General features: G+C 33.5%; 17 protein-coding genes. 4 read left to right on the plus strand and 13 right to left on the minus strand.

The features are described 5' to 3' along the window. Positions 1–294 precede the first annotated feature (294 nt). A complete protein-coding gene (locus tag LXH21_RS04140; RefSeq protein ID WP_239862944.1) occupies positions 295–1,536 on the plus strand; it encodes an MFS transporter in 1,242 nt (413 codons plus the stop codon). 1 nt (position 1,537) lies between these two features. Here the strand turns inward: LXH21_RS04140 and LXH21_RS04145 are convergent, their stop codons facing one another. From LXH21_RS04145 to leuC, 13 genes are all read right to left on the minus strand, one after another. After that, positions 1,538–2,569 carry an asparaginase gene (locus LXH21_RS04145; protein ID WP_239862945.1) on the minus strand — a complete coding sequence of 344 codons (1,032 nt, stop codon included), beginning with the start codon at positions 2,567–2,569 and terminating at the stop codon, positions 1,538–1,540. Then, a complete protein-coding gene (locus LXH21_RS04150; protein ID WP_239862946.1) occupies positions 2,553–3,695 on the minus strand; it encodes a 1-acyl-sn-glycerol-3-phosphate acyltransferase in 1,143 nt (380 codons plus the stop codon). Before LXH21_RS04150 ends, LXH21_RS04145 begins: the two co-directional genes overlap by 17 nt. 61 nt (positions 3,696–3,756) lie before the next feature. After that, positions 3,757–4,524: a TatD family hydrolase gene (locus LXH21_RS04155; RefSeq protein ID WP_239862947.1), complete on the minus strand. Its 768-nt coding sequence runs from the start codon at positions 4,522–4,524 to the stop codon at positions 3,757–3,759. A gap of 110 nt (positions 4,525–4,634) precedes the next feature. Beyond that, a complete protein-coding gene (locus LXH21_RS04160; RefSeq protein WP_239862948.1) occupies positions 4,635–5,375 on the minus strand; it encodes a tetratricopeptide repeat protein in 741 nt (246 codons plus the stop codon). 639 nt (positions 5,376–6,014) lie between these two features. Next, positions 6,015–6,656 (minus strand): response regulator transcription factor, encoded by a 642-nt coding sequence (locus LXH21_RS04165; RefSeq protein WP_239862949.1) that lies wholly within the window; start codon positions 6,654–6,656, stop codon positions 6,015–6,017. A 1-nt stretch (position 6,657) separates the two neighbouring features. Next, the gene (locus LXH21_RS04170) at positions 6,658–7,674 is read right to left on the minus strand and encodes a sensor histidine kinase (protein WP_239862950.1); all 1,017 of its coding nucleotides are present in this window, start codon (positions 7,672–7,674) and stop codon (positions 6,658–6,660) included. A 596-nt stretch (positions 7,675–8,270) separates the two neighbouring features. Then, positions 8,271–9,326: a 3-isopropylmalate dehydrogenase gene (gene leuB, locus LXH21_RS04175; RefSeq protein WP_239862951.1), complete on the minus strand. Its 1,056-nt coding sequence runs from the start codon at positions 9,324–9,326 to the stop codon at positions 8,271–8,273. A 41-nt stretch (positions 9,327–9,367) separates the two neighbouring features. Continuing rightward, positions 9,368–10,891: an alpha-isopropylmalate synthase regulatory domain-containing protein gene (locus LXH21_RS04180; RefSeq protein ID WP_239862952.1), complete on the minus strand. Its 1,524-nt coding sequence runs from the start codon at positions 10,889–10,891 to the stop codon at positions 9,368–9,370. 68 nt (positions 10,892–10,959) lie between these two features. Continuing rightward, positions 10,960–11,745 carry a methyltransferase domain-containing protein gene (locus tag LXH21_RS04185; RefSeq protein ID WP_239862953.1) on the minus strand — a complete coding sequence of 262 codons (786 nt, stop codon included), beginning with the start codon at positions 11,743–11,745 and terminating at the stop codon, positions 10,960–10,962. A 73-nt stretch (positions 11,746–11,818) separates the two neighbouring features. Further along, on the minus strand, positions 11,819–12,121 hold the full coding sequence (locus tag LXH21_RS04190) for an antibiotic biosynthesis monooxygenase family protein (protein WP_239862954.1): 303 nt from the start codon (positions 12,119–12,121) through the stop codon (positions 11,819–11,821). A 121-nt stretch (positions 12,122–12,242) separates the two neighbouring features. Continuing rightward, entirely contained in the window at positions 12,243–12,839 is a 597-nt protein-coding gene (gene leuD, locus LXH21_RS04195) for a 3-isopropylmalate dehydratase small subunit (RefSeq protein ID WP_239862955.1), read from the minus strand. Positions 12,840–12,942: 103 nt separating this feature from the next. Then, complete coding sequence (locus LXH21_RS04200) at positions 12,943–13,329, minus strand: GxxExxY protein (RefSeq protein ID WP_239862956.1); 387 nt, start codon at positions 13,327–13,329, stop codon at positions 12,943–12,945. Between the two features lie 37 nt (positions 13,330–13,366). Next, a complete protein-coding gene (gene leuC, locus LXH21_RS04205; protein WP_239862957.1) occupies positions 13,367–14,761 on the minus strand; it encodes a 3-isopropylmalate dehydratase large subunit in 1,395 nt (464 codons plus the stop codon). Positions 14,762–15,861: 1,100 nt separating this feature from the next. On the opposite strand from leuC, the gene LXH21_RS04210 reads away from it, so the two are divergent. The 3 genes from LXH21_RS04210 (at position 15,862) to LXH21_RS04220 (ending at position 22,531) form a co-directional block, all read left to right on the plus strand. Then, positions 15,862–16,938: a helix-turn-helix transcriptional regulator gene (locus tag LXH21_RS04210; RefSeq protein ID WP_239862958.1), complete on the plus strand. Its 1,077-nt coding sequence runs from the start codon at positions 15,862–15,864 to the stop codon at positions 16,936–16,938. Positions 16,939–17,302: 364 nt separating this feature from the next. Beyond that, positions 17,303–19,627, plus strand: coding sequence for a leucine-rich repeat protein (locus tag LXH21_RS04215; protein ID WP_239862959.1), 2,325 nt, complete (start codon positions 17,303–17,305; stop codon positions 19,625–19,627). Positions 19,628–20,266: 639 nt separating this feature from the next. Further along, the gene (locus LXH21_RS04220; protein WP_239862961.1) at positions 20,267–22,531 is read left to right on the plus strand and encodes a LamG-like jellyroll fold domain-containing protein; all 2,265 of its coding nucleotides are present in this window, start codon (positions 20,267–20,269) and stop codon (positions 22,529–22,531) included. Positions 22,532–22,688 lie beyond the last annotated feature (157 nt).

Here is a 22,688-nt window from a genome sequence, read left to right on the forward strand (position 1 = left end):
TAACTACTCCACTTTTTTATTCAAACAAAACTATTCATAATTGTAAAAATCAATTGCTATCCTTTTTAAGCTATTAGCATTTTAGCAACTCTGTGACTACCATTATATGGATTACTTTGAACATACTCGAACTAGTACGAGATTCAAATTGAAACATAGACCTTACAAGGCAAATTACATAATCCAATAACTTTTCTACGCTAGCGTATTGCAGAATATTCAACAAATTGAAGAGAAACATTAATTTTTTTAATGAATTCATAATAGCGACCTTTGCGGCAAATATAAAATGGCATGTTTAAAGCATTAGAATCAAGAAATTTTAAAATATTTTTTTATGGTCAATCCATTTCCGTTATTGGGACCTGGCTACAAAAAACTGCCGTAAGCTGGATGGTGTATAGCATCACCAACTCTGTTTTCTTATTAGGACTTGTTATGTTTTTCAGTATGATACCGTCACTATTTCTATCACCATTGGCCGGTAGTTTATTAAAAAAGTACGACAGGCATCGCGCAATGATCATTTTACAGTTTTTAGCCATGTTTCAAGCCGGGTTAATGGCGTTGGTCTTCTACAATAAAACATACAATATAGAGTTGATCATGGCCTTAACGTTGTTTCAAGGCGTCATCAATTCTTTCGACATGATTTGCCGGCAAACGATGATGGTCGAAATCGTTGATAACAAAGATAATTTGGCCAATGCCGTAGCATTAAACACCAGCTTAAGTAATCTTGCGCGAATTGCAGGTCCTGCTCTTGCGGGAATCCTTTTGCATAAATTTGGCGCAGATGTTTGTTTTATTGGGAATTTTTTGAGTTACATTCCTGTGTTGTTCTCGCTGTTTATGATGCGCCTAGCGTACCAGCCAAAATCCGCCCACAAGATCAAGATTTATAATGAATTTGTTGAAGGGCTTGATTATGTAAAAAACGAAGCGGAAATGGGGAAAATGCTTCTTTTACTAATATTTAGTAGTTTGTTTGTGACCTCATTCATAACCTTACTTCCTGTTTTTGCAAAAGATATATTTAATGGTGACGCACAAACTTTCAGCTGGTTTGAAAGTGCAGCAGGAATTGGATCTCTTCTGTCTGCCATCTACTTAACCAATATAAAACAAGGAACAGATGTAACTAAAATTACCCTAGCAGCCACCCTACTTCTAGGTAGCAGCATGATTCTACTGTCTTTTTCTCAAAGTATCGCTATAGCGATATTTTGCACGACACTTTGTGGACTAGGAATGATGGCGCAAACCTCATCTATAAATATTTATATTCAATTGAAAAGTGCCTCCCATATGCGTTCCCGAAGCATAAGCTATTTCATTATGGCCTATCAAGGAATGTTACCTATTGGAAGTCTACTTATTGGAATTTTATCACACAACATTGGCGCAAGACTTACCGTAACGCTACAAGGAATTCTTTGCATTGCAACTGCAATTGTGTTTTTGGTATATAAGAATAAAGAGAAAAGAAAAACGACACCACTACATAAAAATAGTGAAGAAGTCGTTCACCAATAACTTAGTCAGTCAACTCACCACGAAGTGATTTTTCGAATAAAACTTTAAAATCGGCATCATCATGATCCTGCTCAAGCAAGTACATTAATTTTGTAATGGCAGCCTCAGTAGTAATGTCTTTGCCCGAAATCACACCACTATTTTTGAGTCCTGTACTGGTTTCATATTGTCCCATCATAACACTTCCGGCAGGACATTGGGTAACATTGATTACATGCAAACCATTCTTTATAGCGTTTTCAATCAAGGTTAAAAACCATTCCTCAGTCGGTGCATTTCCAGAACCATAGGTTTCTAGAACGATTCCTTTTAAGCCTTTTATCGAAAGCATTGCAGCTAGTACAACTTCACTTATTCCTGGAAACAATTTCAAAATGGCAACATTTGTATTCAATGTAAATTGAACCTTCAACTTCTCCTGAGAATCAACCTTGAGTAGTAATGATCGATTGGTTTTTAAATGCACACCCGATTCTACCAAACTAGGATAGTTGGGCGAATTAAAGGCCTGAAAATGTTCTGCATTTACCTTGGTCGTGCGATTGCCTCGATACAGTTTGTATTCAAAATACAAACAAACTTCTTGTATCACGCTCCTACCGTTCTCTCGCAAAGAAGCGACTTGAATAGCTGTAATTAAATTTTCTTTAGCATCAGTACGCAAATCACCTATTGGCAATTGCGAGCCAGTGAGTATTACAGGTTTGGAAAGATTCTCAAACATAAAGCTCAATGCCGAAGCAGTGTACGCCATAGTATCTGACCCATGTAGCACCACAAAGCCATCGAATTTTGTATAATTATCTTGTATTATTGACGCTAAAGTCCCCAAAATCTCAGGATTCATATTAGACGAATCAATTGGAGTTTCAAACGAAACAGTCTCAATCTGGCAATCGAGTAATTTAAGCTCGGGAACATGCTGTAAAAGCTGGCTAAAATTGAAAGCCACCAATGCTCCTGTTTCAAAATCCTTACTCATACCGATGGTTCCACCGGTATAAATAAGTAGTATTTTAGTTTTTGACTGCATCTCTGTATTTTATACTATTCACCACTGGATTAGCATACATATTTAAAAAACTCTGTAAGGCTACTGGGTTTTCTTTATCGATACGCTTTTCCATTCGACGTTCAAAAAGCATTTTTTGATCTTCGGTGTATAAACTTGCGTAAGTATCGCTGTTATTTAACACATCGTAAGCAATGTAATTTGTTGGCCACAATCTGTAGTTACTCAAAATAGAGTCATCAATTGCTTGGGCAATCGCTTGTATTTGTTTATTTGTACTGTCGTTTTCAGTACCAATTTCGTCAATGACATCTGTTAAAACATCACCAATGTGTATGTGAATGTGCTTCTTTTGTCCTAGAGCACCACTTAAAATTGTCATAAAATCTTCGTTAGCATCCTTTACGTAGACCTCATTATTAGCTTCTGCTAATATTTGTGGCATTTTTAGAGCGTCAGTTGGGTCATATTCATATGAGATAGATACGGGTACAATTTTAATTTTCTTAAAATAGTCTATAATATTATCTTCATCAGATCCCATGGCAAGCATTTTTAAAACACCAGGATTTGTTGCATCGTTACCATCTTTGGTTCTACCTTCACGCTGCGCTATCCATACAGAACGGCACTCATGTGTGAGTAGGTGACCAATATATTCTGATAACGTTTTTGAACTTTGTAACATTTCTCTTGGACTCAACCCTCGTTGCACCAAAAAGTTACGATTCAACTTTGCCAAGTTCATTAAAAATGACTTTTTAACCAAATTGTCTCCAATAGCGGAAGCTGTCATTACCAATCCATATTCAAATAGAGAAGCATTCAATAAAGTAGTATCTAATAATATGTCTCTATGATTTGAAATAAACAAATAAGATTCACCTTTTTCTAATTTTTCGAAACCAGAAGTAGTAAGACCTTCGGAACTTTTCTTTAATAATGTTTGTACCGACTGGTATATAAAATTACACTGAAAATCACGTATCGAATGGGTTTTTGCCAATAGTCCTCTCCAAGATGCATCATCGTCATCGGGAAAAGAAAAATCCATTAAAGATTTCATCATCGGATGATAAAGTAATTTTTTAAATACTTCGTTTACCTCCGAATCATAAAAAGGTCGAATTGCGTCGAATTTTTGCATTATAGTTTTTTTAGTCAAAGCAAAAGAACAAAAAAAAAGTTAAACTAATGTAATTTCTAATTTAAATCCCAAAAATTGATTTGGAATTTTCTGTCGTTTTTAAAGCAACCTCCTCAATAGAAACACCATATATGTCTGCCAGTTTTTGCGCAACATTTACAATGTAGCTACTTTCATTTCGTTTCCCACGAAAAGGGATTGGAGCCAAATAAGGTGAATCTGTTTCTAAGACAATGTGTTGCAAATCAATTTGATGTAAAAACTGGTCTATTTTTCCATTCTTAAAAGTAACTACCCCTCCTATTCCTAATTTCATATTATAAGAAATTGCTTGGAGTGCCTGTTCATAATTGCCCGTAAAACAGTGAAAAATCCCAAATAATTCATCGGACTTTTCTTCCTCTAAAATAGCAAATACTTCATCAAAAGCATCTCGACAATGAATTACGATTGGCAATTGATACTGCTTGGCCCACTTAATTTGAGTTCTAAAAGCTTCTTGTTGCTCAGCCAAATGTGATTTATCCCAATACAAATCAATCCCAATTTCGCCAATAGCGTAGAATTTTCGTTGTTCTAATTCTTTCTTTACGTGGTTCAGTTCGTCGTGAAAATTCTCTTTGACATAAGTAGGATGCAATCCCATCATTAAAAAAACCTCATTTGGATGTGCTTTTTCTAATGCATACATGCTTGCAGTTTGGCTAGAATCAATAGCTGGAATAAAAAACCGAGAAACTCCAGCATCTATTGCACGCTGCACCATTTCATTGCGGTCTTCATTAAATTCCTCAGAATAGAGGTGAGTATGGGTATCTGTCAGTATCATTATTGCGTTTTAAAATGTAAAACTACAATTATTCATAAAGACCTACAAAACAACGATCACAATCTAATTACAATTTCTTTTGGTTCATTTATCGAACTAATTGATTATAATTATCTAATCCAGGAATATTCTAATTTTTTCAGCAAAGCCTGCACAGCCACATGATCTTCATAATCCCCAGAAATAGTCTTTAATGTAGCTTGACATTTTTGATAGTCCTTTTGTTTTAACTGTAAGAGCGCCAAGTTCCAGCTGGCTCTATCCCTATTAGTAATATCCTTAGAGATTATATTTTCAAAAATCGGCTGTGCTTCTGTTAACCGGTTCATTTCCGTTAGTGCTATTGCATAATACAATGTTATCTCTGAAGTTGGATTTTGTTTTAGTACGATTTCAAATTGAGTAATTGTTTCACCATAATTCTTACTGTTAAAATAATCTTGAGCTAATTTTAAATTGATATTTGTTTTATCATTCGATAAAAAACTAACCTTTTTATGCGCATTAAAATCTTCAAAAACTGGATTTGTACTTTGCATTAAGAAGTATACACCTAGTAATACCACTATCGAAGCCGCAACAGAATAATGCCACGGTTTGAGTAATCGAACAGTAGTGTCTTTATCCTCTCGACACTCATTAACTATTTTTGAGAGCTTCTGACGAAAGTTATGTTTGTCCTTTTCAACTCCGTATTTTAGCTGCAACTGAAAATCGGCATCCTTATAACCGTCAAAGGCGGTTGCCATGGTACAATCTCTTTTAAGTTTAGTCTGAAAAGTTTGTTTTTCTACATCCGACAATTCCTCATGAAGGTATTTATCGAATAAAATAAAGTTTTGGTCAGTCATGATTTTGGTTGGTTAAATGGTTTATTAATGGCTTAGTAACATTATCTAATTTATTTGCTAAACCACTACAGAATAGTATGTAATTTTAAGTATAACTACAACCGAAATTGTAGCTTACTGAAGTTCTTATTATTTATATAAAAATTTCTAATAATTTATTCTGTCATCACCATCTACACCAAAAATTCAACAAGCAAAGGAAACATAACAAATTATTTTTCAACTTTTGAATTAACTCCTAAACGAATTAAGTTCAAATTTTAAACTCTGTTTTCTACATCATTTTAGTCAATAACTCAGCTCGGGGGCATTATAATTAAAACACCTATATCAGCAGTAAGCCTATAATTGCTACTGAATCTCTATACAATTGATTAGAAAGTACTTATATTGGCGTTCTTCAATTTAATCAGACTACTAATGTAAAGAAACAAACTCAATTATCTTCGATTTTGAGGGGTTAAAATTAGAAAATCGCATTCTTACCTCTCTATAAATCAGAAATTTACTTTCTTTTTTAATTTAAATTACGATTATCACATTCAATGACTACCGGTGTACTATTGCAACTCTAATTGCTATTCACTTCTATATAATGATCACTTTAAATTATCCTTCGTAAAATTCTTCAAGAACTAACTAGACCAAACCATTTTTTATGGCATAAATAGCTAGGCCTACTCTGCTTTTTACTTCAAATTTTTCAAATAAAGCATCTCTATAACCTTCAACTGTTCTGGGGCTGCAATTCATTTTATCTGCAATCTCCTTATAATTTAATTCTAATGTTGTGTAGGCTAAGAATTCCATCTCCCGATCGGAAATTTTTATTGAACTAGTAACTTCTGTCTTTGCTTGACTCAAGGTTGCAAAAACTTTGTTAGTAACCCAGTCAGGATAATAGCAGCCATGATATACCAATTTATTTAAAGAATTTTCCAATTCGTTGGGATGAACATTTTTCAACAAAAATGATTTGGCTCCATTTTGAATCATCTTTAACAGACTATCTTCATCATCCTGCATACTCAAAGCCATAACCAACACCTCGGGATGATTCTCTTTTAACCACAAGGCCGTTTCAAACCCATTCATAATAGGCATGCTAATATCCAGCATCACTATTGCTGGATAGTTAGCCTCTTTTTCAAATTTATCTTGAAGCTCTTTTCCATTTTCGCAGACGTATAGAATTTCAAAATTTTCAAATTTATTTATAATTTCCTGTAAAGCTTTAGCAATCAACAAGTGATCATCAACAATTACTATCGACTTTTTCATTTTAGTAGGGGATTTCAATTCGTAATTTTGTACCTATTTCCACATTGCTTTGCAAGTCAAAAACGCCTCCAATAAGTGAGATTCTTTTCATCATATTTTTTAAACCAATTCCTTTAACTATGGGAGATTTGGAATTAAATCCTTTACCGTCATCTGTCAAAGAAAGATGTAAAACATTTTTATCTACTTTTAGATCTATAGTTATCAAACTGCAAATGGCGTGCTTGATACTGTTCTGCGAAAACTCCTGAATAATACGTAATAGAATAATTTTAGTTTGATATTCTAATATAAGATCTCGTAAATCTTCATTATAATGTAGTGTACATTTTTTAATCTTATTTATTTCTCTGCTTTCGCCTTCGATTAAATCAATGATTTTTTTGTTTTCAATTTCGTTATTTGTCAATGATTTAGATAATAACCTCAACTCAGACAAAGCCGAATTGATAGTTACATTGACATCCTCAATTTTTTTGATCATTTCTTGAGGTATGTTTTCTAAGGTTAATTGCTGTATACCAATACTCGCTAAAATAAGTTTTTGGCCAATATTGTCATGGATCTCTCTTCCTAGGTACTGCATTGTTTGTTGTTGCATCTCTTGCTCAACAATAACTAATTGTTTTTGATGCAGAATTTCTGTTCTTTTCTTTTGTTTGTCGGTGCTAATAATTTTATAAATAAAAGCTGTGGCAAAACATATATTCTCAAGCACATACCCTATACATATATACTGAAACCCTAAAAATGTACTGTTCTCATAGTTTAAAGTAACATCGTAAAAAGCTAATAATGAAAATATTAAAAATATAAATAAGGCTGCAAAAATTAATTTCAAATTACCATTTGAAAGGTTTTTTGCCAAATTGACCAGAAACACGACTACTATTGCATATACTACAATTCGAGATATTTCGAAAAAAATACCAATATTGTTATTTAGCTTAGACTGAACTACTGCCGTTATCAAATATAATAGAAGCAGAACAGCATAGGTCTTAATGATCCAAAACATTTTTTTGAACTTTTCATTTTCCACAACTATTGAATAATAGGCAAAAGTGGTATGAAAAAAATAAGACAATACCTGAATAGGATCATATATGTACCCAGTAATTTCAAACAGAAGTGAATCTTTGGAAACTTGCTGTCCATAATTAATAAAGACAGCGGCAATGTATATGACTGTCGTTAAGACATATCCTAAATAAAAAAAGTACGGTTTTGACTTAAAATAATAATTTAAAAAAAAACTAATGAACCCCACGATACATAAAAAACCGAGGGTAAAGAAACACATTATAAAAAATAGAATATGATCTGACATAATATATTATAAAGGATGACCAAATTAATGATTTCTATTTAAATCGACTCTGTTTATAAGGAAACATTACTGGGTTCTTTAACGGTTTTTTATTGGGTTTTTTGACGGTACACTTAAATGTAAATTTTTTTATTACCTTCAATAAACCTGGAGATTAGGTCTGTTGTAAACCAAAAATAATGATTTTTGAATATGTTTAATTGCGCTTAGTGGCTGAAAATTAAGAACAAAAAAAAGGCTGTCTCGAAAATATCGAGACAGCCTTTATAAATAGTCTTTGACGATTATATATTTGCAGCTAACCAGTCACCAACTTCTTTAGTTCCGTAAGCTTTTCCTCCATCGGCTAAATCTTCAGTAACCATACCAGCTTCTAGCGCTTTGTTTACTGCGTCTCTCATAGCTTTTCCTTCTTCCATCAAGCCAAAGTTTTCAAACATCATCGCTGCTGACAAAACAGTTGCCATAGGGTTAGCGATATCTAAACCTGTTGCTTGTGGATATGATCCGTGAATAGGCTCAAACAAAGACACCTCAGCTCCCATAGATGCAGATGGCATTAATCCCATTGATCCAGAAATTACAGAAGCTTCGTCCGTTAAGATATCTCCAAACAAGTTCTCAGTGATTAACACATCATAAGAGTTTGGCCATTGCACCAAACGCATAGCAACTGCATCAACAAATTCATAAGAAACAGTTACTTCTGGATAATCTTTTTCCATTGCCTGTACTGTTTCTCTCCACAAACGTGAAGTTTCAAGTACGTTAGCTTTATCTACGCAACATAATCTTTTGCTACGTGTCATCGCTAATTCAAAACCTTTTTTAGCCAAACGTTGTACTTCATGTCTTGTATATACACAATTGTCAAAAGCAGTTTCTCCACCGTCTCTTCTTCCTTTTTCTCCAAAATAGATTCCACCAGTTAATTCTCTTAAGAAAACTAAATCAGTTCCTTCTATACGTTCTCTTTTTAATGGAGATTTATCCAATAAAGATGGAAAAGTAAAAGTAGGTCTTACGTTTGCAAACAAACCTAAAGCCTTACGCATTTTTAACAAACCTTGCTCTGGACGTACAGGTGCAGAAGGATCGTTATCGTATTTTGGGTGACCAATAGCACCAAACAAAACAGCATCAGCATTTTTACAAATTTCGTGAGTTGTATCTGGATAAGGTTCTCCAACTGCATCAATCGCAGCAGCACCAGTTAAAGCTGGTTTCCAAGTGATTTCATGTCCAAATTTTTGTGCAATTGCATCTGATACTTTTACTGCTTGATCAATTACTTCTGGTCCGATTCCGTCCCCTGCTAAAAGTGCGATATTTAATTTCATTATTTTTTATTTATATTACTAATTCGTTTCTTTTTTATTTATTATTGAGCGGCAACATTCAACATCTTTTGAGTAGCAATAATTGCGGCCACCGTTTGATCTGAATCTAAGCCTCTTGTCTTAAATTCTTTGCCATCATAAATCCATGTGATAACGGTTTCACACAAAGCGTCAGAGCTACTACCTGGAGGAATCCTCACAGCATAATCAATTAATTTGGGTAATTCTAATTTTTTGCTTTTGTAGATCTTTGCCAAAGCATTCATAAAGGCATCAAATTGACCATCACCTTGCGCATGTTCTTCAATAATTTGGCCGTCCAGTTTCAAACATAAAGTGGTTGAAGGGCGCATTCCTTTTGCATGAGACAATAAATACGATTCAAAAGTAATTTTTTCCTCGTAAGCGTGACTTCCCAAAACATCCGAAATGATATAAGGTAAATCTTCTTTGGTTACCGTTTCTTTTTTATCCCCTAATTCAATAATACGCTGGGTTACAAGTTTTAAATCTACGTCATTAAGTTTTAAACCCAATTCTTGAAGGTTTTTCTCGATATTGGCTTTACCAGATGTTTTACCTAAAGCATATTGTCTTTTTCTTCCAAAGCGTTCTGGAAGCAGGTCATTAAAATATAAGTTTTTCTTGTTGTCACCATCAGCATGAATTCCGGCAGTTTGAGTAAATACATTATCTCCTACAATAGGCTTGTTGGCTGGAATTCTATATCCTGTAAAGGCTTCTACCAATTTACTTACCGAGTACAAAGAAGTTTCCTTTACACCCATTTCTATTTCTGGCATAAAATCGTTAATCACCGCTACGATACTAGCAAGAGGTGCATTACCAGCACGTTCTCCCATTCCGTTTACCGTTACGTGTAATCCATGAATTCCTGCTTTGATTGCTTCCATAACATTTGCGACACTTAAATCGTAGTCATTATGCGCATGAAAATCAAAGTGAATAGCTGGATATTTCTGAGTTATTTTCGAAATAAATTCGAAAGTATCCGAAGGAATCAAAACTCCTAGAGTATCAGGAAGCAAAATTCTTTTGACCGGTTGAGTACTAATAAAATCTAAATATTGATACACATACTCAGGCGAATGATGCATACCATTACTCCAATCTTCGAGGTAAACATTGGTCGCTATTCCGTTTTCAGTAGCCAAAGCAATACTTTCCGCAATTTCGGCAAAATGTTGTTCAGGAGTTTTTTTGAGTTGGTGAGTTAAATGATTCAAAGAACCTTTAGTCAATAAATTTTGAACTTTGGCACCCGACTTTTTCATCCATTCGATAGAAAGTCCTTTGTCTACAAAAGTCAACACTTCGATCTTGTCTGCTATTCCTTTTTGCTCTGCCCAGGTCATAATTCCTTTGACACCTTCAAATTCACCTTCACTCACGCGAGCCGATGCAATTTCGATACGATCAACCTTTAATTCGTTTAATAACAATTGGGCAATGGTTAATTTTTCTGCAGCAGAAAAAGACACTCCTGAGGTTTGTTCCCCATCACGAAGCGTCGTATCCATTATTTCAATCTTTCTTTTTTCCATTTTTATTGTTGTTGCCATTGGCTAATGCGTACTATTCGTAAACTATTTGAAAGTGAAGTGAGGAACTATTAAATTTTACCTCTCACTTCATTTAGCTTCATTGTCATCGAAATCGCTTTGGTTTCGATCCAGTTATTATATTCTTCGATTGCTTTCAATCTCAATTCATTGTCCAAGTAGCCCTCTTCGACCATTTGGCTAGAGCCTGCTACTTTTGACCAAATTCCTATTTTGACTTTATTATCTATTGCTGTATAATGCTCATCGGCATTTATATTTTCTATCGAATGAAAACCAACTTCTTTTAATAAATCGGCCAAATCTTCTGCAATTCTATTATTCATTCCAGCATCAGCCCGCCATTTCAAAAAAGTTTTATAAAACTCTTGCATGCTAACTGGGGGTAACGGATTCCAAATTAAACTAGTATGATCATAATCTAATATCGAAATTTGTCCGTTTGGTTTCAAAAGTGATTTCATTTTATTCAAAGCTTCTTTTGGACTACTCAACCACTGTAATGTTCTGGACGAAACAATTAAATCAAATTTTAAATCGGGATTATAATCAAACAAATCTGTGTGAACTAATTCTAGATTTAAAACGTTTTGATTGTTTTCTTTTCCAATTTGAATAAATTTCTCCGTATTATCAATTCCGATAACTTTCCCATTTACTCCTATAATATGAGCAATATCTTTAGAAATTGCCCCTATACCACAACCCACATCCAAAACCGTCAATCCGGGCTTCAAAATTTGAGATAGGTGTCTGTAATCATTCTTAAGACTTCTATCATCAAATATTTTTGCTGCCTCTTGCGCTTCTCTATGTATGTGTTTGTTTGGTTTCATTTTTTTTTATCCTGTTCTTATTCTTGGTTCATTCTATCTTGATGTCAAAATTTGTGATACCAAGTTATCACAATCATTTTTTATTCTCCAGAACCATTTCATAATGCTCCACTACTGGAAATGGATCATAATAATGATGCAATAATTTTTTCCATGCTTGGTATTCGTGCGAATTCCTAAAACCTATGGTATGATCTTCCAGTTTATCCCATTGCACCAATAATAGGTATTGATTTTTGTTCTCAATACATTTTTGCAACGAATGACTTACATACCCATTTATACTGCTAATATATTGACTGGCAATTTTAAAATCGGCTTCAAATTCATTTTCTAAACCGTTTTTTACATGAAGTATAACTGCTTCTAAAATCATTTTTTTGTTTTATAATAAATCCTATACCGCTTTTATACAGTATAGGATTTTAATTTATTGCAAAAGATTTGGATTAGCAAATACATTCTGTAATTGTGATTCAGATGCCTAATCGCTTATTTTAGTAAGGCAATTTGTCTGCGAAAGCAACAATTTCTTCTTTGATGTTTGATAAGTAATCAATATCATCAAAACCGTTTACCATATTGTTCTTTTTGTATCCGTTGATATCAAAAGATTCTTTGTCTCCCGTAGCTTTCAAAGTAATCGTTTGCTCAGGCAAATTGATTTCCAATTCCGTCTTAGGATCTGCTTCGATAGCAGCGAAGATTTTTGCAGCAAATTCAGCACTTACTTGAACTGGTAAAACACCAATATTCAAACAGTTTCCTTTGAAGATATCTGCAAAGAAAGAAGAAACAACCGCACGGAATCCGTAATCGTACACCGCCCAAGCAGCATGCTCACGAGAGGAACCTGAACCGAAGTTTTTTCCTCCAACAAGAATTTTACCTGAGTAAGTTGAGTCATTTAATACGAAATCAGCTTTTGGAGTATCGTCTCCATTGTATCTCCAGTCTCTAAAAAGGTTATCTCCAAAACCTTCACGTTTTGTAGCTTTCAAGAAACGAGCAGGAATGATTTGATCTGTATCTACATTTTCAATAGGTAGTGGCACTGCACTACTGGTAAGGATATTAAATTTATCGTATGCCATATTTTTTATTTTACCGCAAAGACGCAAAGGCGCAATGCTATATTATTTTTGTTTACCGCAAAGGCGCAAAGGCGCAATGCTCATTTTTTAAAGTTTAAGAAGGTTAATAATTGTTTACAAATCTTCTAAAACCACTTTTTATTAAGGGAACATTAAAATTAATTAAGAATCCCATTCTTTTATCTGCCAATTTTAAATATGAAATCAGCTGTGCTTCGTGAACCGGCAAAATCGAATCAACCGATTTTAACTCTATTATTATCTCTTCTTCAACTAGAATATCGATTTTATATTCTTTTGATAAATAAAATCCTTTGTACTGTAGAGGAATAATAACTTGACATTCTGCTGAAATATTTCTCAATTGCAATTCTCTCAAAAGACACATTTCATAAACGGATTCTAATAAACCGGGTCCCATTATTTTATGAACCTCAAGGCTAGCTAAAAATATTTCTTTTGCTAACTCTTCGTAACGGTATTTTTCCATAATTCCTTGCGTCTTTGCGCCCTTGCGGTGAAAAATTCTACATCAACTCTCTTGGATCTGTCAATTTTCCAGTAACTGCCGCTGCTGCTGCCATGATTGGAGACGCTAACAATGTTCTTGAACCTGGACCTTGACGACCTTCAAAGTTTCTGTTTGATGTACTTACTGCATATTTTCCAGCTGGCACTTTATCATCGTTCATTGCTAAACAAGCTGAACAACCTGGTTGACGTAGTACGAAACCTGATTCAGTTAAAATGTCTAGAATTCCTTCTTCTTTTATTTGTGCTTCTACAACGTGTGAACCTGGAACTAACCAAGCCGTTACGTTATCTGCTTTTTTACGACCTTTTACAATTTCAGCAAAAGCTCTAAAGTCTTCGATACGTCCGTTAGTACAACTTCCTAAGAAAACGTAATCGATAGTTTTACCAATCATTACATCATCTTCGTTAAAGCCCATGTACGCTAATGATTTTTTGTAAGTCTCAGCACCACCTTCTACTTGATTAGCAGTTGGAATATGTTTTGAGATACCAATTCCCATACCTGGGTTTGTACCATAAGTAATCATTGGTTCGATGTCTTCGGCATTGATGTTTAATTCAGCATCAAAAATTGCGTCAGCATCTGTTTTCAAAGTTTTCCAGTATTCAACTGCTTTTGTCCAAGCTTCACCTTTAGGAGCATGAAGTCTACCTTCTAAGTAATCAAATGTTTTTTGATCTGGAGCAATCATACCACCACGAGCACCCATTTCGATAGAAAGGTTACAAACAGTCATACGTCCTTCCATGGTCATTTCTTCAAAAACATTTCCAGCGTACTCAGCAAAATAACCTGTACCTCCAGAAGTTGTTAATTGCGATATAATATAAAGTGCCACATCTTTTGGTCCCACACCTTTGCTCAAAGTACCATTTACGTTGATACGCATTTTCTTTGGCTTAGGTTGCATAATACATTGTGTAGAAAGTACCATCTCTACCTCTGAAGTACCGATTCCAAAAGCAATCGCTCCAAAAGCACCATGAGTCGAAGTATGTGAATCTCCACAAACAATCGTAGCACCAGGCAATGTAATTCCGTTTTCAGGACCTACAACGTGAACGATTCCATTTTTTTGATGACCTAATCCCCAGTGCGAAATACCGTATTCAGCTGAGTTGTCTTCTAATGCTTGCAATTGATTAGCAGAAAGTAAGTCTTCAACAGGTAAATGTTGATTGATAGTAGGTGTATTGTGATCTGCAGTAGCAAAAGTACGCTCTGGATATAAAACGGAAACACCTCTAGATTTTAAACCTAAGAAAGCCACAGGACTAGTAACTTCATGGATGAAATGACGGTCAATAAAAAACACATCTGGTCCATCTTCAATTTTACGCACCACGTGCGAATCCCATACTTTGTCAAATAATGTAGTACTCATTTTTAATATTTTTTAAGTGTAATTTTATTAACAATACCAGTTAACTAACTGTAATTGCAATAACAAGAAAACAAAACTACTAAAAAGAATTATAGGGGTCAATTAAGAAAACTCATTATATACGATACCCAAAACGATTTTGAAATAAAATACAACTTATATAAATGGAAATATGATTTTGAGACACTATTTTATTATTCTTTTCGAAAAAGAGTCAACCAAAAAATTTATTACGAAATTAAATTTAAAAATTTATCATATTCTTAAAAAAACACATAAATTAAAGACATATTATAACATAATTAAACAAAATGATTGTGATAAAAACAAATTAATAACCATTCCGTCCTTACTACCATCAATATTCTAATTAATAAATAATCGAAAAACCATGTAGAATTTTAGCCTTTTGTATATATAAATGAATCTTTTTTTACGCGTCAAATACTACGACATCCAAATAAAAGATTTTAAGTTTTTTTATAGTTCTATAAAGGCAAAAATTAAAACTTTCTTAATCTTGACAGAACTCCTAATTTTAAAATGAAAAGTAAGATGAATTCATAAATTTAGACAAGTAATTTTAGATAAATTCATAAAATCTTCCTATATAACATAAGAAAATACTATATATTTTAAAAATTCTATTGAATTAAAAATAAATTCTTTAGAGTTAAACCATCTAGCCAAAATTGTATATCGGATAATAATAGAGTAACCTATAAGTTAATCTGATTCTCGTATTATAATAGATGCTCACATACACACCTATAATATATAATCGTACAATACAGCCCAAAAACACTGTTACAGAAAAGGTTACAAAAGTATTTTACAACTTAATGCTTTTCATATAAGTAAATATTTTTTTTTTGAACTTTATGATTATATTGAAATAGAATTCCCTTTTTCCTATAAAATGATAAGTGCTCCGTAAATTTAATTAATGAATTTATGTTCACATTAACATTATTAGCATCCTAGACCTCAATTTCGAACTTTGACAATAAAAAAGTTTTTTTGTTTATTTGTAACTCACTTATTCCTGATTAAGGCTCTTTAGTCCTAGCAATTTTGGTATTGTACTATATTTTAAAAGCATGAGTATTTCAAAATGGTTCCAATTTATCAAGCCTAACTTCAAGTTCTATCAGGACGGGTTTTTCGAATTCCCTTTTTTAGCAAATACTCCGGAATCATTTATAGAGTCAACAATAAAAACACCCGGAAGTAAGCATGTTATCGAAGAACAAACTGTATACCGAAATAATCCTTTTATAAAAGGTGAGATGCGCTACAGAAAAATTGACGAAGGTTTATGGCTTACGATAACCAACTTAAATTTTAAACACGATACAGTTATAAAATCTGTGTACGCAAAAGACATTCCGAGCGAACATTACTCAATCACTTTTACCGTTTTTGAAAGTGATGTAAAATTGCAAAATGTATTTATTGATAAAATGCCTTTTCAAAATAAATTTTGGGGATTTAAAAAACCGGGCGTTGACGTTGGTGCTTGTTTTTACAAAGGATCTAAATGCCAATTTTATATTTATTATGTAAGTCCGAGTTGGATTGAGAACAACATACCATTAGATCAATTAGACAGCAATATTCCGTTTAAAAAATTTCTAGATTCCGACAAAGGCTTTATTTCGTATCAAGATATAGTGCCTAATGCGGAAGAGTTGTCTCATGCAATCCTTCATACTTTTAAAACATTCAATACGAGTGTATTCAATAAAACTATTTTAAAAGCACAATCACTAAGCTTACTCTCTTCGTTCTTCAAAAATGTTTTTGAAGATGACCGAAAAAATGACTACCAGGAAAAAGGTGCAGTGGATTATAAGAAGATTGCAAAATGTGAACTGATGATTTCGACTAAATTATCTAGTCCGTTTATTGGTATTGATACTATTGCAGAAAAGCTTAATATCTCGTCCTCAAAATTAAAAACAGATTTTAAGTCTGTCTACGGTACTTCAATTCTACAATATAATATTGATAAAAAAATGGAGTTAGCGATGCAGCTTATTCTTAATACTGATATGCAAATAAAACATATTGCAAATCAAGTAGGATATGATAGTCCCAGCAAATTTAGCGCTACTTTCAAAAAAAAACATGGAAAGCTCCCCTCAGCATTTCGTTGTGATATAGCTTTTGATTAGAGTTCTTAGAACAAAATTTATCAATTTATTACGGTCAAAATCTCCATTAACCCCCAATGTTTTTACATATAAAAGTGTAAATAATCGACGATCTACCTAAAAAATCGTCGAAATGTCTTATTGGGCTATCGATTTGTCCGAATGGGCTATTCGAATTATATTTTGTACAATAGATTTGTCACTCAATTAGAGTCTATGTTCAAAAGGTCAATTATTTACTATTGATTCAATTCAAAACCATTTATTTATTATAGGTGCCCCAAAAAACATCTAATTTAATGAGAGCGGTAGAATTGGGTCGAAAATCATTTTTAACAACTCCTTTTTCATATAGAAATTATAAACCTACTTAAAATAATTAATTATGATTAAAAAATTACTTTTCCTATTCGCATTTGTGAATATCAGTTTGGCTTCGGCAAATGCACTTGCAGTACCCGGTAACTTCATCATAGATGGAATCAATTATGAGATTAACGGAATTTCATCCGTAAAAGTGATTGCAAACAGTGAGACTGGATATTCTGGTTCAGTAGTAATCCCATCAGTTATAACTTATTATGATGAACCATATAATGTGACAGAAATTGCAGAAAGCGCTTTTGCTAATAGTTATGGGTTAAGTTTTGTGAATATCCCTAAATCTATTACTTCAATCGGTGATCATGCTTTTGCGAATTGCTTCAATTTAAAGCAGATTACCAGCAATATAGAAGTTGCACTACCAATCAGTTCATCTGTATTTACAAATGTATATTTAGATTATTGTAAATTAATTGTTCCTACAGGTAAAAAAGAACTTTATGAACTAGCTTTCATCTGGCAAGATTTTGCTAATATCAGCGATGTCAAACCTTTTGTCATTGATGCAGTAGCTTATGAAATCACATCTACTCAACCAGCAGCTGTAAAAGTGGTACTAAATACTGAAAATCCTACTAGTACTTTAATAAGAATACCAGCAACTGTAAGCTATAATGATGTGGTTTATGAAGTTACAGAAATTAGTAATACTGCATTTAATGGGTATAATCAACTAAATCAAATCACCTGCGAAATTATAAATCCTTTACAAGTAAGTGAAGAAGTATTTTATAATATTAATGTAGAATCTTGTAGATTAATTGTTCCAACAGCAAGCTTGGATCTTTATAAAAATGCAGATGGATGGAAAGAATTTTTAAAAATTACTGATGCCGAGCCATTTATAGTCGATGGTCTTGCCTACGAAATTACATCTAAAGCAACGCCTGCTACTGTCGAAGTTGTGAATAATACAGATGGCAATTACGAGGGATCTATCACTATTCCTTCGACAGTTACATATGAAAATATAACTTATAACGTTACTACAATATACTCAGAAGCTTTTAGATATAATGAAGAACTTACAGCTATTACTATAGGGAATAATATTACTGCAGTTCCAGAATATGCTTTTGAAGACTGTACATCATTAAGTTCTGTTCATATTGGAAATTCTGTCACTTCATTTGAAAAAGCAGCATTTACTCATTGTGAAAATTTAACAACCATTAATATTCCAACTTCTATTACGTCTATTGGAAAAGAAGTTTTTGCATATTGCAAGTCATTAACTTCGTTAGAAGTACCGAATTCTGTTACTTATATAGGTGATTATGCATTTAATAATTCAGGTTTAACAAGCTTTAGTTTCCCAAATAGTATTACAGAGGTATCATTTGCAGTTTTAACTAATTGTAAAAGTTTATCGAACGTTACGATACCTGCAAGTGTTCAATCAATTAGGCAATACGCTTTTAATTTTTGTCCAAATTTAAAATTAATAACTTGTAATGTTGCGTCACCAATTGAGATTGATAACACTGTATTTTCTGGGACTACTCCAGTTCTATCTGCTACCTTAATTGTTCCTACTAATTCAATGGATGATTATAAAAATGCAGCACATTGGGAAGATTTTTATCGAATTACAAACATCGAACCAACTGTTATAAATGAAATTAGTTATGAATTCACATCAGGGTCAACGGTAAAAGTAATCGCTAGCTTGGGTAAAAATTATACTGGAGCTATCGTAATTCCTGCTACCGTAAATTACAAAGGAGACGATTATTTAGTAACAGCAATCGCAGAGTCAGCTTTTGAAGGTATCTATAATGACGATTTAACAGCTAGCAAGTCATTAACGACAAAATCCTCTATAACAAGTATCACATCAATTACCATTGGAGAAAATGTAAATTCAATAGAGGATTATGCTTTCGCAGATTGCGCAAATTTAACTTCTGTTATCTGCATGAATCCGAACGTGGCTGTAATAAATGCTAACGCTTTTTACGGAGTAGATCAAGCAAACTGTAGTTTAAAAGTACCATCAAGCAGCGTATCTAGCTACAAGACAGCAAACGTATGGAAAGATTTTAGCCCGATTGAAGCCAATGCCACACTTGGAACAAATAATTTTAATACTTCTAACGGTGTCGCAATTTATCCAACTTCAATCCAAAATGAACTTTTTATAGTTTTGAGTACTACTGACAAAACGAGTATTCAACTTTTTGATACTACAGGTAAAACACTTATTCAGAAAACAACAAATAGCAGTTTGAATACTATCAATACTAGCGAATTGGCAAGAGGAATATATTTCATTAAAGTAACTGCAAATGAAGCAACAGTAACAAAAAAATTAATTAAGATCTAAAAAGTTTAAGTTTTTAGATCTCTAAGAAGGCTTGCTGTAATGGCAGGCCTTAATTTTTAATACATCAAATTTAGGCACAGTACTTTTATAGCAATGGAAAAAATTAATACAACAGTTAATTACTAACTAATTAAGAAGCATCTCTTAATTCATTGTTCCAATATATTTTCTAAAAGTAACTTATCAGAAATTACGAAATAGTAAACTAAATTAACTGCAAATTTACCTTCTACAAACATCTGTTATTAACTACTACTACCTTATTTTGGGAATAATTATGGTCTATAATCTACATAAATACCAGTCAAAACACGTAAAAATACGATTAAAACACTATTTACAAATAATTTATAAGTAATTTTGCATATATTTACTTAGGGAAATTATTCGAATTTAAAAGTGCAGTTAATAATCTATCCCATTTTATTTAATGTACTTATTAATTACAAACCATCAATAAAAATGAAAATTATAAAAAGAAAATTATACGTAAGTTGATTAATTCATTTAACTCCATTTATGACATTTATTCAAGTAGATAAAATCGTCTCAGACTTTTTGAAAATTGATTATTAAAAAACACATGTTATTAAACACCAACACTTTTTACCCCAATTTAACCCCCTAAATAATCCGCATATGAAAAAAAAATACTTATTAAGTCTATTTGCTGTTTTAATTACACAGTTATTTATAGCACAAACGACTGAGGATTTCGAAACAGAAACTAATGGAAGTACAAGCTTTACAGATAATGGTCAAGTTTTTAATGTTACTACTCAAGCTCATGGTCCTTTTAAAATTCAAACCGCATATCCTAGAACAGGATGGAACGGTACTGCTATCGACAACAATTACATAGAAAATAGTAGTGCAGGGTCTTATGGACCTGTAGAGTTTACAATTGCTACTTCTGGGAGTACACCGTTTAATTTAAAAAGCCTGTGGTTATATTTAAGCAGAAAATCTTTTTCAGATTTCAATATTACGGGTTCTTGTACCATTACTGGTAAGCTTGCTGGCGCAACCGTATTTACAGCCTCACAAAGCAGTGGTTTCGCTACAGGAATAGGAACAACTAATGGCTTTACTTCAGTAAACATGACTACTTATGGTGGGAGTGATAATTCTAATGCCATTATTGATTCATATATAGTTACGACTACAGGAAATATTGAATATGTAGCACTTGATGCTATGACTTGGCAGAAGATTACTTGTTCTGCAGTAACAGTAGCTAAGGCCTCTCAAACTAATATTGCATGTAACGGAGGCAGCACGGGAGCTGCAGCAGTAAATGCTTCTGGAGGAACGGGCTTAACATATAACTGGACTCCCGGTAATCCAACAGGTGACGGAACAGCGAGTGTAATAGGATTAACTGCTGGAAACTGGACATGTACGGTGACTAATTCTTGTGGTAATAGTAATTCTACTAGCTTTAACATTAGTCAACCAACTGCAATTAATTTAACAGCTGCTTCGCTAACTAATATTTCTTGTAATAGTGCTTCAAATGGCGCTGCTACTGTGAATACTCCAACTGGAGGTGCTGGAGGTTATACATATAATTGGACTCCAGGAAATCCCGCAGGCGACGGAACAACTTCTGTAACAGGTTTAACAGCTGGTAGCTGGACTTGCACTGTTACAGATGCGAATGGATGTACAAAAGCTCAAGATTTCATCATAACACAGCCTGATGCTTTAACTGCTCCAACAACCAGCCCTGTGACCTATCTAAAAAATGCAACAGCAACTCCATTAACAGCTAGTGGAACTGGACTACTTTGGTACGCTTCATTAATTGGAGGGATCGCAAGCACCTCTGCACCAACACCGAGCACTACAGTATCTGGAACAACTACTTATTATGTATCAAGCTCAAATTCGAATGGTTGCGAAAGTACAAGAACTGCTCTCGTAGTCACCGTTACATCACCAGCAACGCATCTGAATTTTGATGGAGTTAATGATTACATCAGAATACCTAAACCAACCACTTCTGATTTTACATTAGAATATTGGATCAAAACGACTGATACTGGATCAAATAGCGGTCAATGGTATGGTGGTAAAGGAATTGTGGATGCCGAAGAAGCTGGCGTAACCAATGATTTTGGTACGTCTTTGGTCAACTCCAAACTAGCTTTTGGCGTTGGTAATCCAGATATCACTATTTTCTCAACAACTGCAATCAATACAGGAGAATGGAAACATGTATGTGTTAGTTGGAAACAAGCTACTGGACAAATGAAATTATACATTGATGGAAATTTAGAAGCATCTGGCACAGGAAGCACTTTAACCAGAAACAGTACTCCTGAGATCGTTATTGGAGCCCTACAGTACAACAGCAATTACTTTAATGGATCAATTGACGAACTTCGTATTTGGAATACTGTACGAACAGTTGAGCAAATAAATAATAGTAAAAATTGCGAATTAGCGGGTAATGAACAAGGATTAATTTCCTATTATAAATTCAACCAAGGTAACGATCAAGCCAATAATACTGCTCAAAATACCTTAACAAATGCAGTTACAGGCTATACTAATCCGACATTAACAAACTTTGCGCTTACAGGATCAACATCAAATTGGCTCGCTGGATCGGTAATACAAACAGGTTCAACATGCGCTACTTTAAGCACTACCAATTTCAACAAATCAAATAGTATTAAAGTATATCCAAACCCTACTAGCAACTTTGTAATAATTGAAGCCAGTACTATGGACAACGCTACTATTCAAATATCTGATGTTTCCGGTAGAATATTAGTATCGAAAAACATTTCTGAAACTGCCAATACGATTGATCTTTCACCCTTACAAAATGGAGTGTATATTTTCAGAATTAAAACACAAGACGGCGAATCGGTAACAAAAGTGATTAAACAATAAGTTTCCATTTGATTTTTCTTTAAAATAGTAATAGAGCAACCCTGCTTGAGTTTAAAACTCTAGCAGGGTTTTTTAATACGATTTTGTCACTCCCGCGTGACTGATAGAAGCTAGCTACCGAAGTAGCGCGGATAGCAGGACAGCAATAAAAAAAGGG

It is taken from the genome of Flavobacterium algicola, assembly GCF_022399565.1.
Classification (GTDB): domain Bacteria; phylum Bacteroidota; class Bacteroidia; order Flavobacteriales; family Flavobacteriaceae; genus Flavobacterium; species Flavobacterium algicola.

Excerpts from the sequence above, each read along its gene's own strand:
- LXH21_RS04145 (WP_239862945.1), bottom strand. The coding sequence starts at position 2,569 with ATGCAGTCAAAAACTAAAATACTACTTATTTATACCGGTGGAACCATC.
- leuB (WP_239862951.1), bottom strand. The coding sequence starts at position 9,326 with ATGAAATTAAATATCGCACTTTTAGCAGGGGACGGAATCGGACCAGAA.
- LXH21_RS04220 (WP_239862961.1), top strand. The coding sequence starts at position 20,267 with ATGAAAAAAAAATACTTATTAAGTCTATTTGCTGTTTTAATTACACAG.
- leuC (WP_239862957.1), bottom strand. The coding sequence starts at position 14,761 with ATGAGTACTACATTATTTGACAAAGTATGGGATTCGCACGTGGTGCGT.
- LXH21_RS04160 (WP_239862948.1), bottom strand. The coding sequence starts at position 5,375 with ATGACTGACCAAAACTTTATTTTATTCGATAAATACCTTCATGAGGAA.
- LXH21_RS04200 (WP_239862956.1), bottom strand. The coding sequence starts at position 13,329 with ATGGAAAAATACCGTTACGAAGAGTTAGCAAAAGAAATATTTTTAGCT.
- LXH21_RS04150 (WP_239862946.1), bottom strand. The coding sequence starts at position 3,695 with ATGCAAAAATTCGACGCAATTCGACCTTTTTATGATTCGGAGGTAAAC.
- LXH21_RS04165 (WP_239862949.1), bottom strand. The coding sequence starts at position 6,656 with ATGAAAAAGTCGATAGTAATTGTTGATGATCACTTGTTGATTGCTAAA.
- LXH21_RS04210 (WP_239862958.1), top strand. The coding sequence starts at position 15,862 with ATGAGTATTTCAAAATGGTTCCAATTTATCAAGCCTAACTTCAAGTTC.
- LXH21_RS04190 (WP_239862954.1), bottom strand. The coding sequence starts at position 12,121 with ATGATTTTAGAAGCAGTTATACTTCATGTAAAAAACGGTTTAGAAAAT.
- LXH21_RS04215 (WP_239862959.1), top strand. The coding sequence starts at position 17,303 with ATGATTAAAAAATTACTTTTCCTATTCGCATTTGTGAATATCAGTTTG.
- leuD (WP_239862955.1), bottom strand. The coding sequence starts at position 12,839 with ATGGCATACGATAAATTTAATATCCTTACCAGTAGTGCAGTGCCACTA.
- LXH21_RS04185 (WP_239862953.1), bottom strand. The coding sequence starts at position 11,745 with ATGAAACCAAACAAACACATACATAGAGAAGCGCAAGAGGCAGCAAAA.
- LXH21_RS04155 (WP_239862947.1), bottom strand. The coding sequence starts at position 4,524 with ATGATACTGACAGATACCCATACTCACCTCTATTCTGAGGAATTTAAT.
- LXH21_RS04180 (WP_239862952.1), bottom strand. The coding sequence starts at position 10,891 with ATGGAAAAAAGAAAGATTGAAATAATGGATACGACGCTTCGTGATGGG.
- LXH21_RS04170 (WP_239862950.1), bottom strand. The coding sequence starts at position 7,674 with ATGTTTTGGATCATTAAGACCTATGCTGTTCTGCTTCTATTATATTTG.
- LXH21_RS04140 (WP_239862944.1), top strand. The coding sequence starts at position 295 with ATGTTTAAAGCATTAGAATCAAGAAATTTTAAAATATTTTTTTATGGT.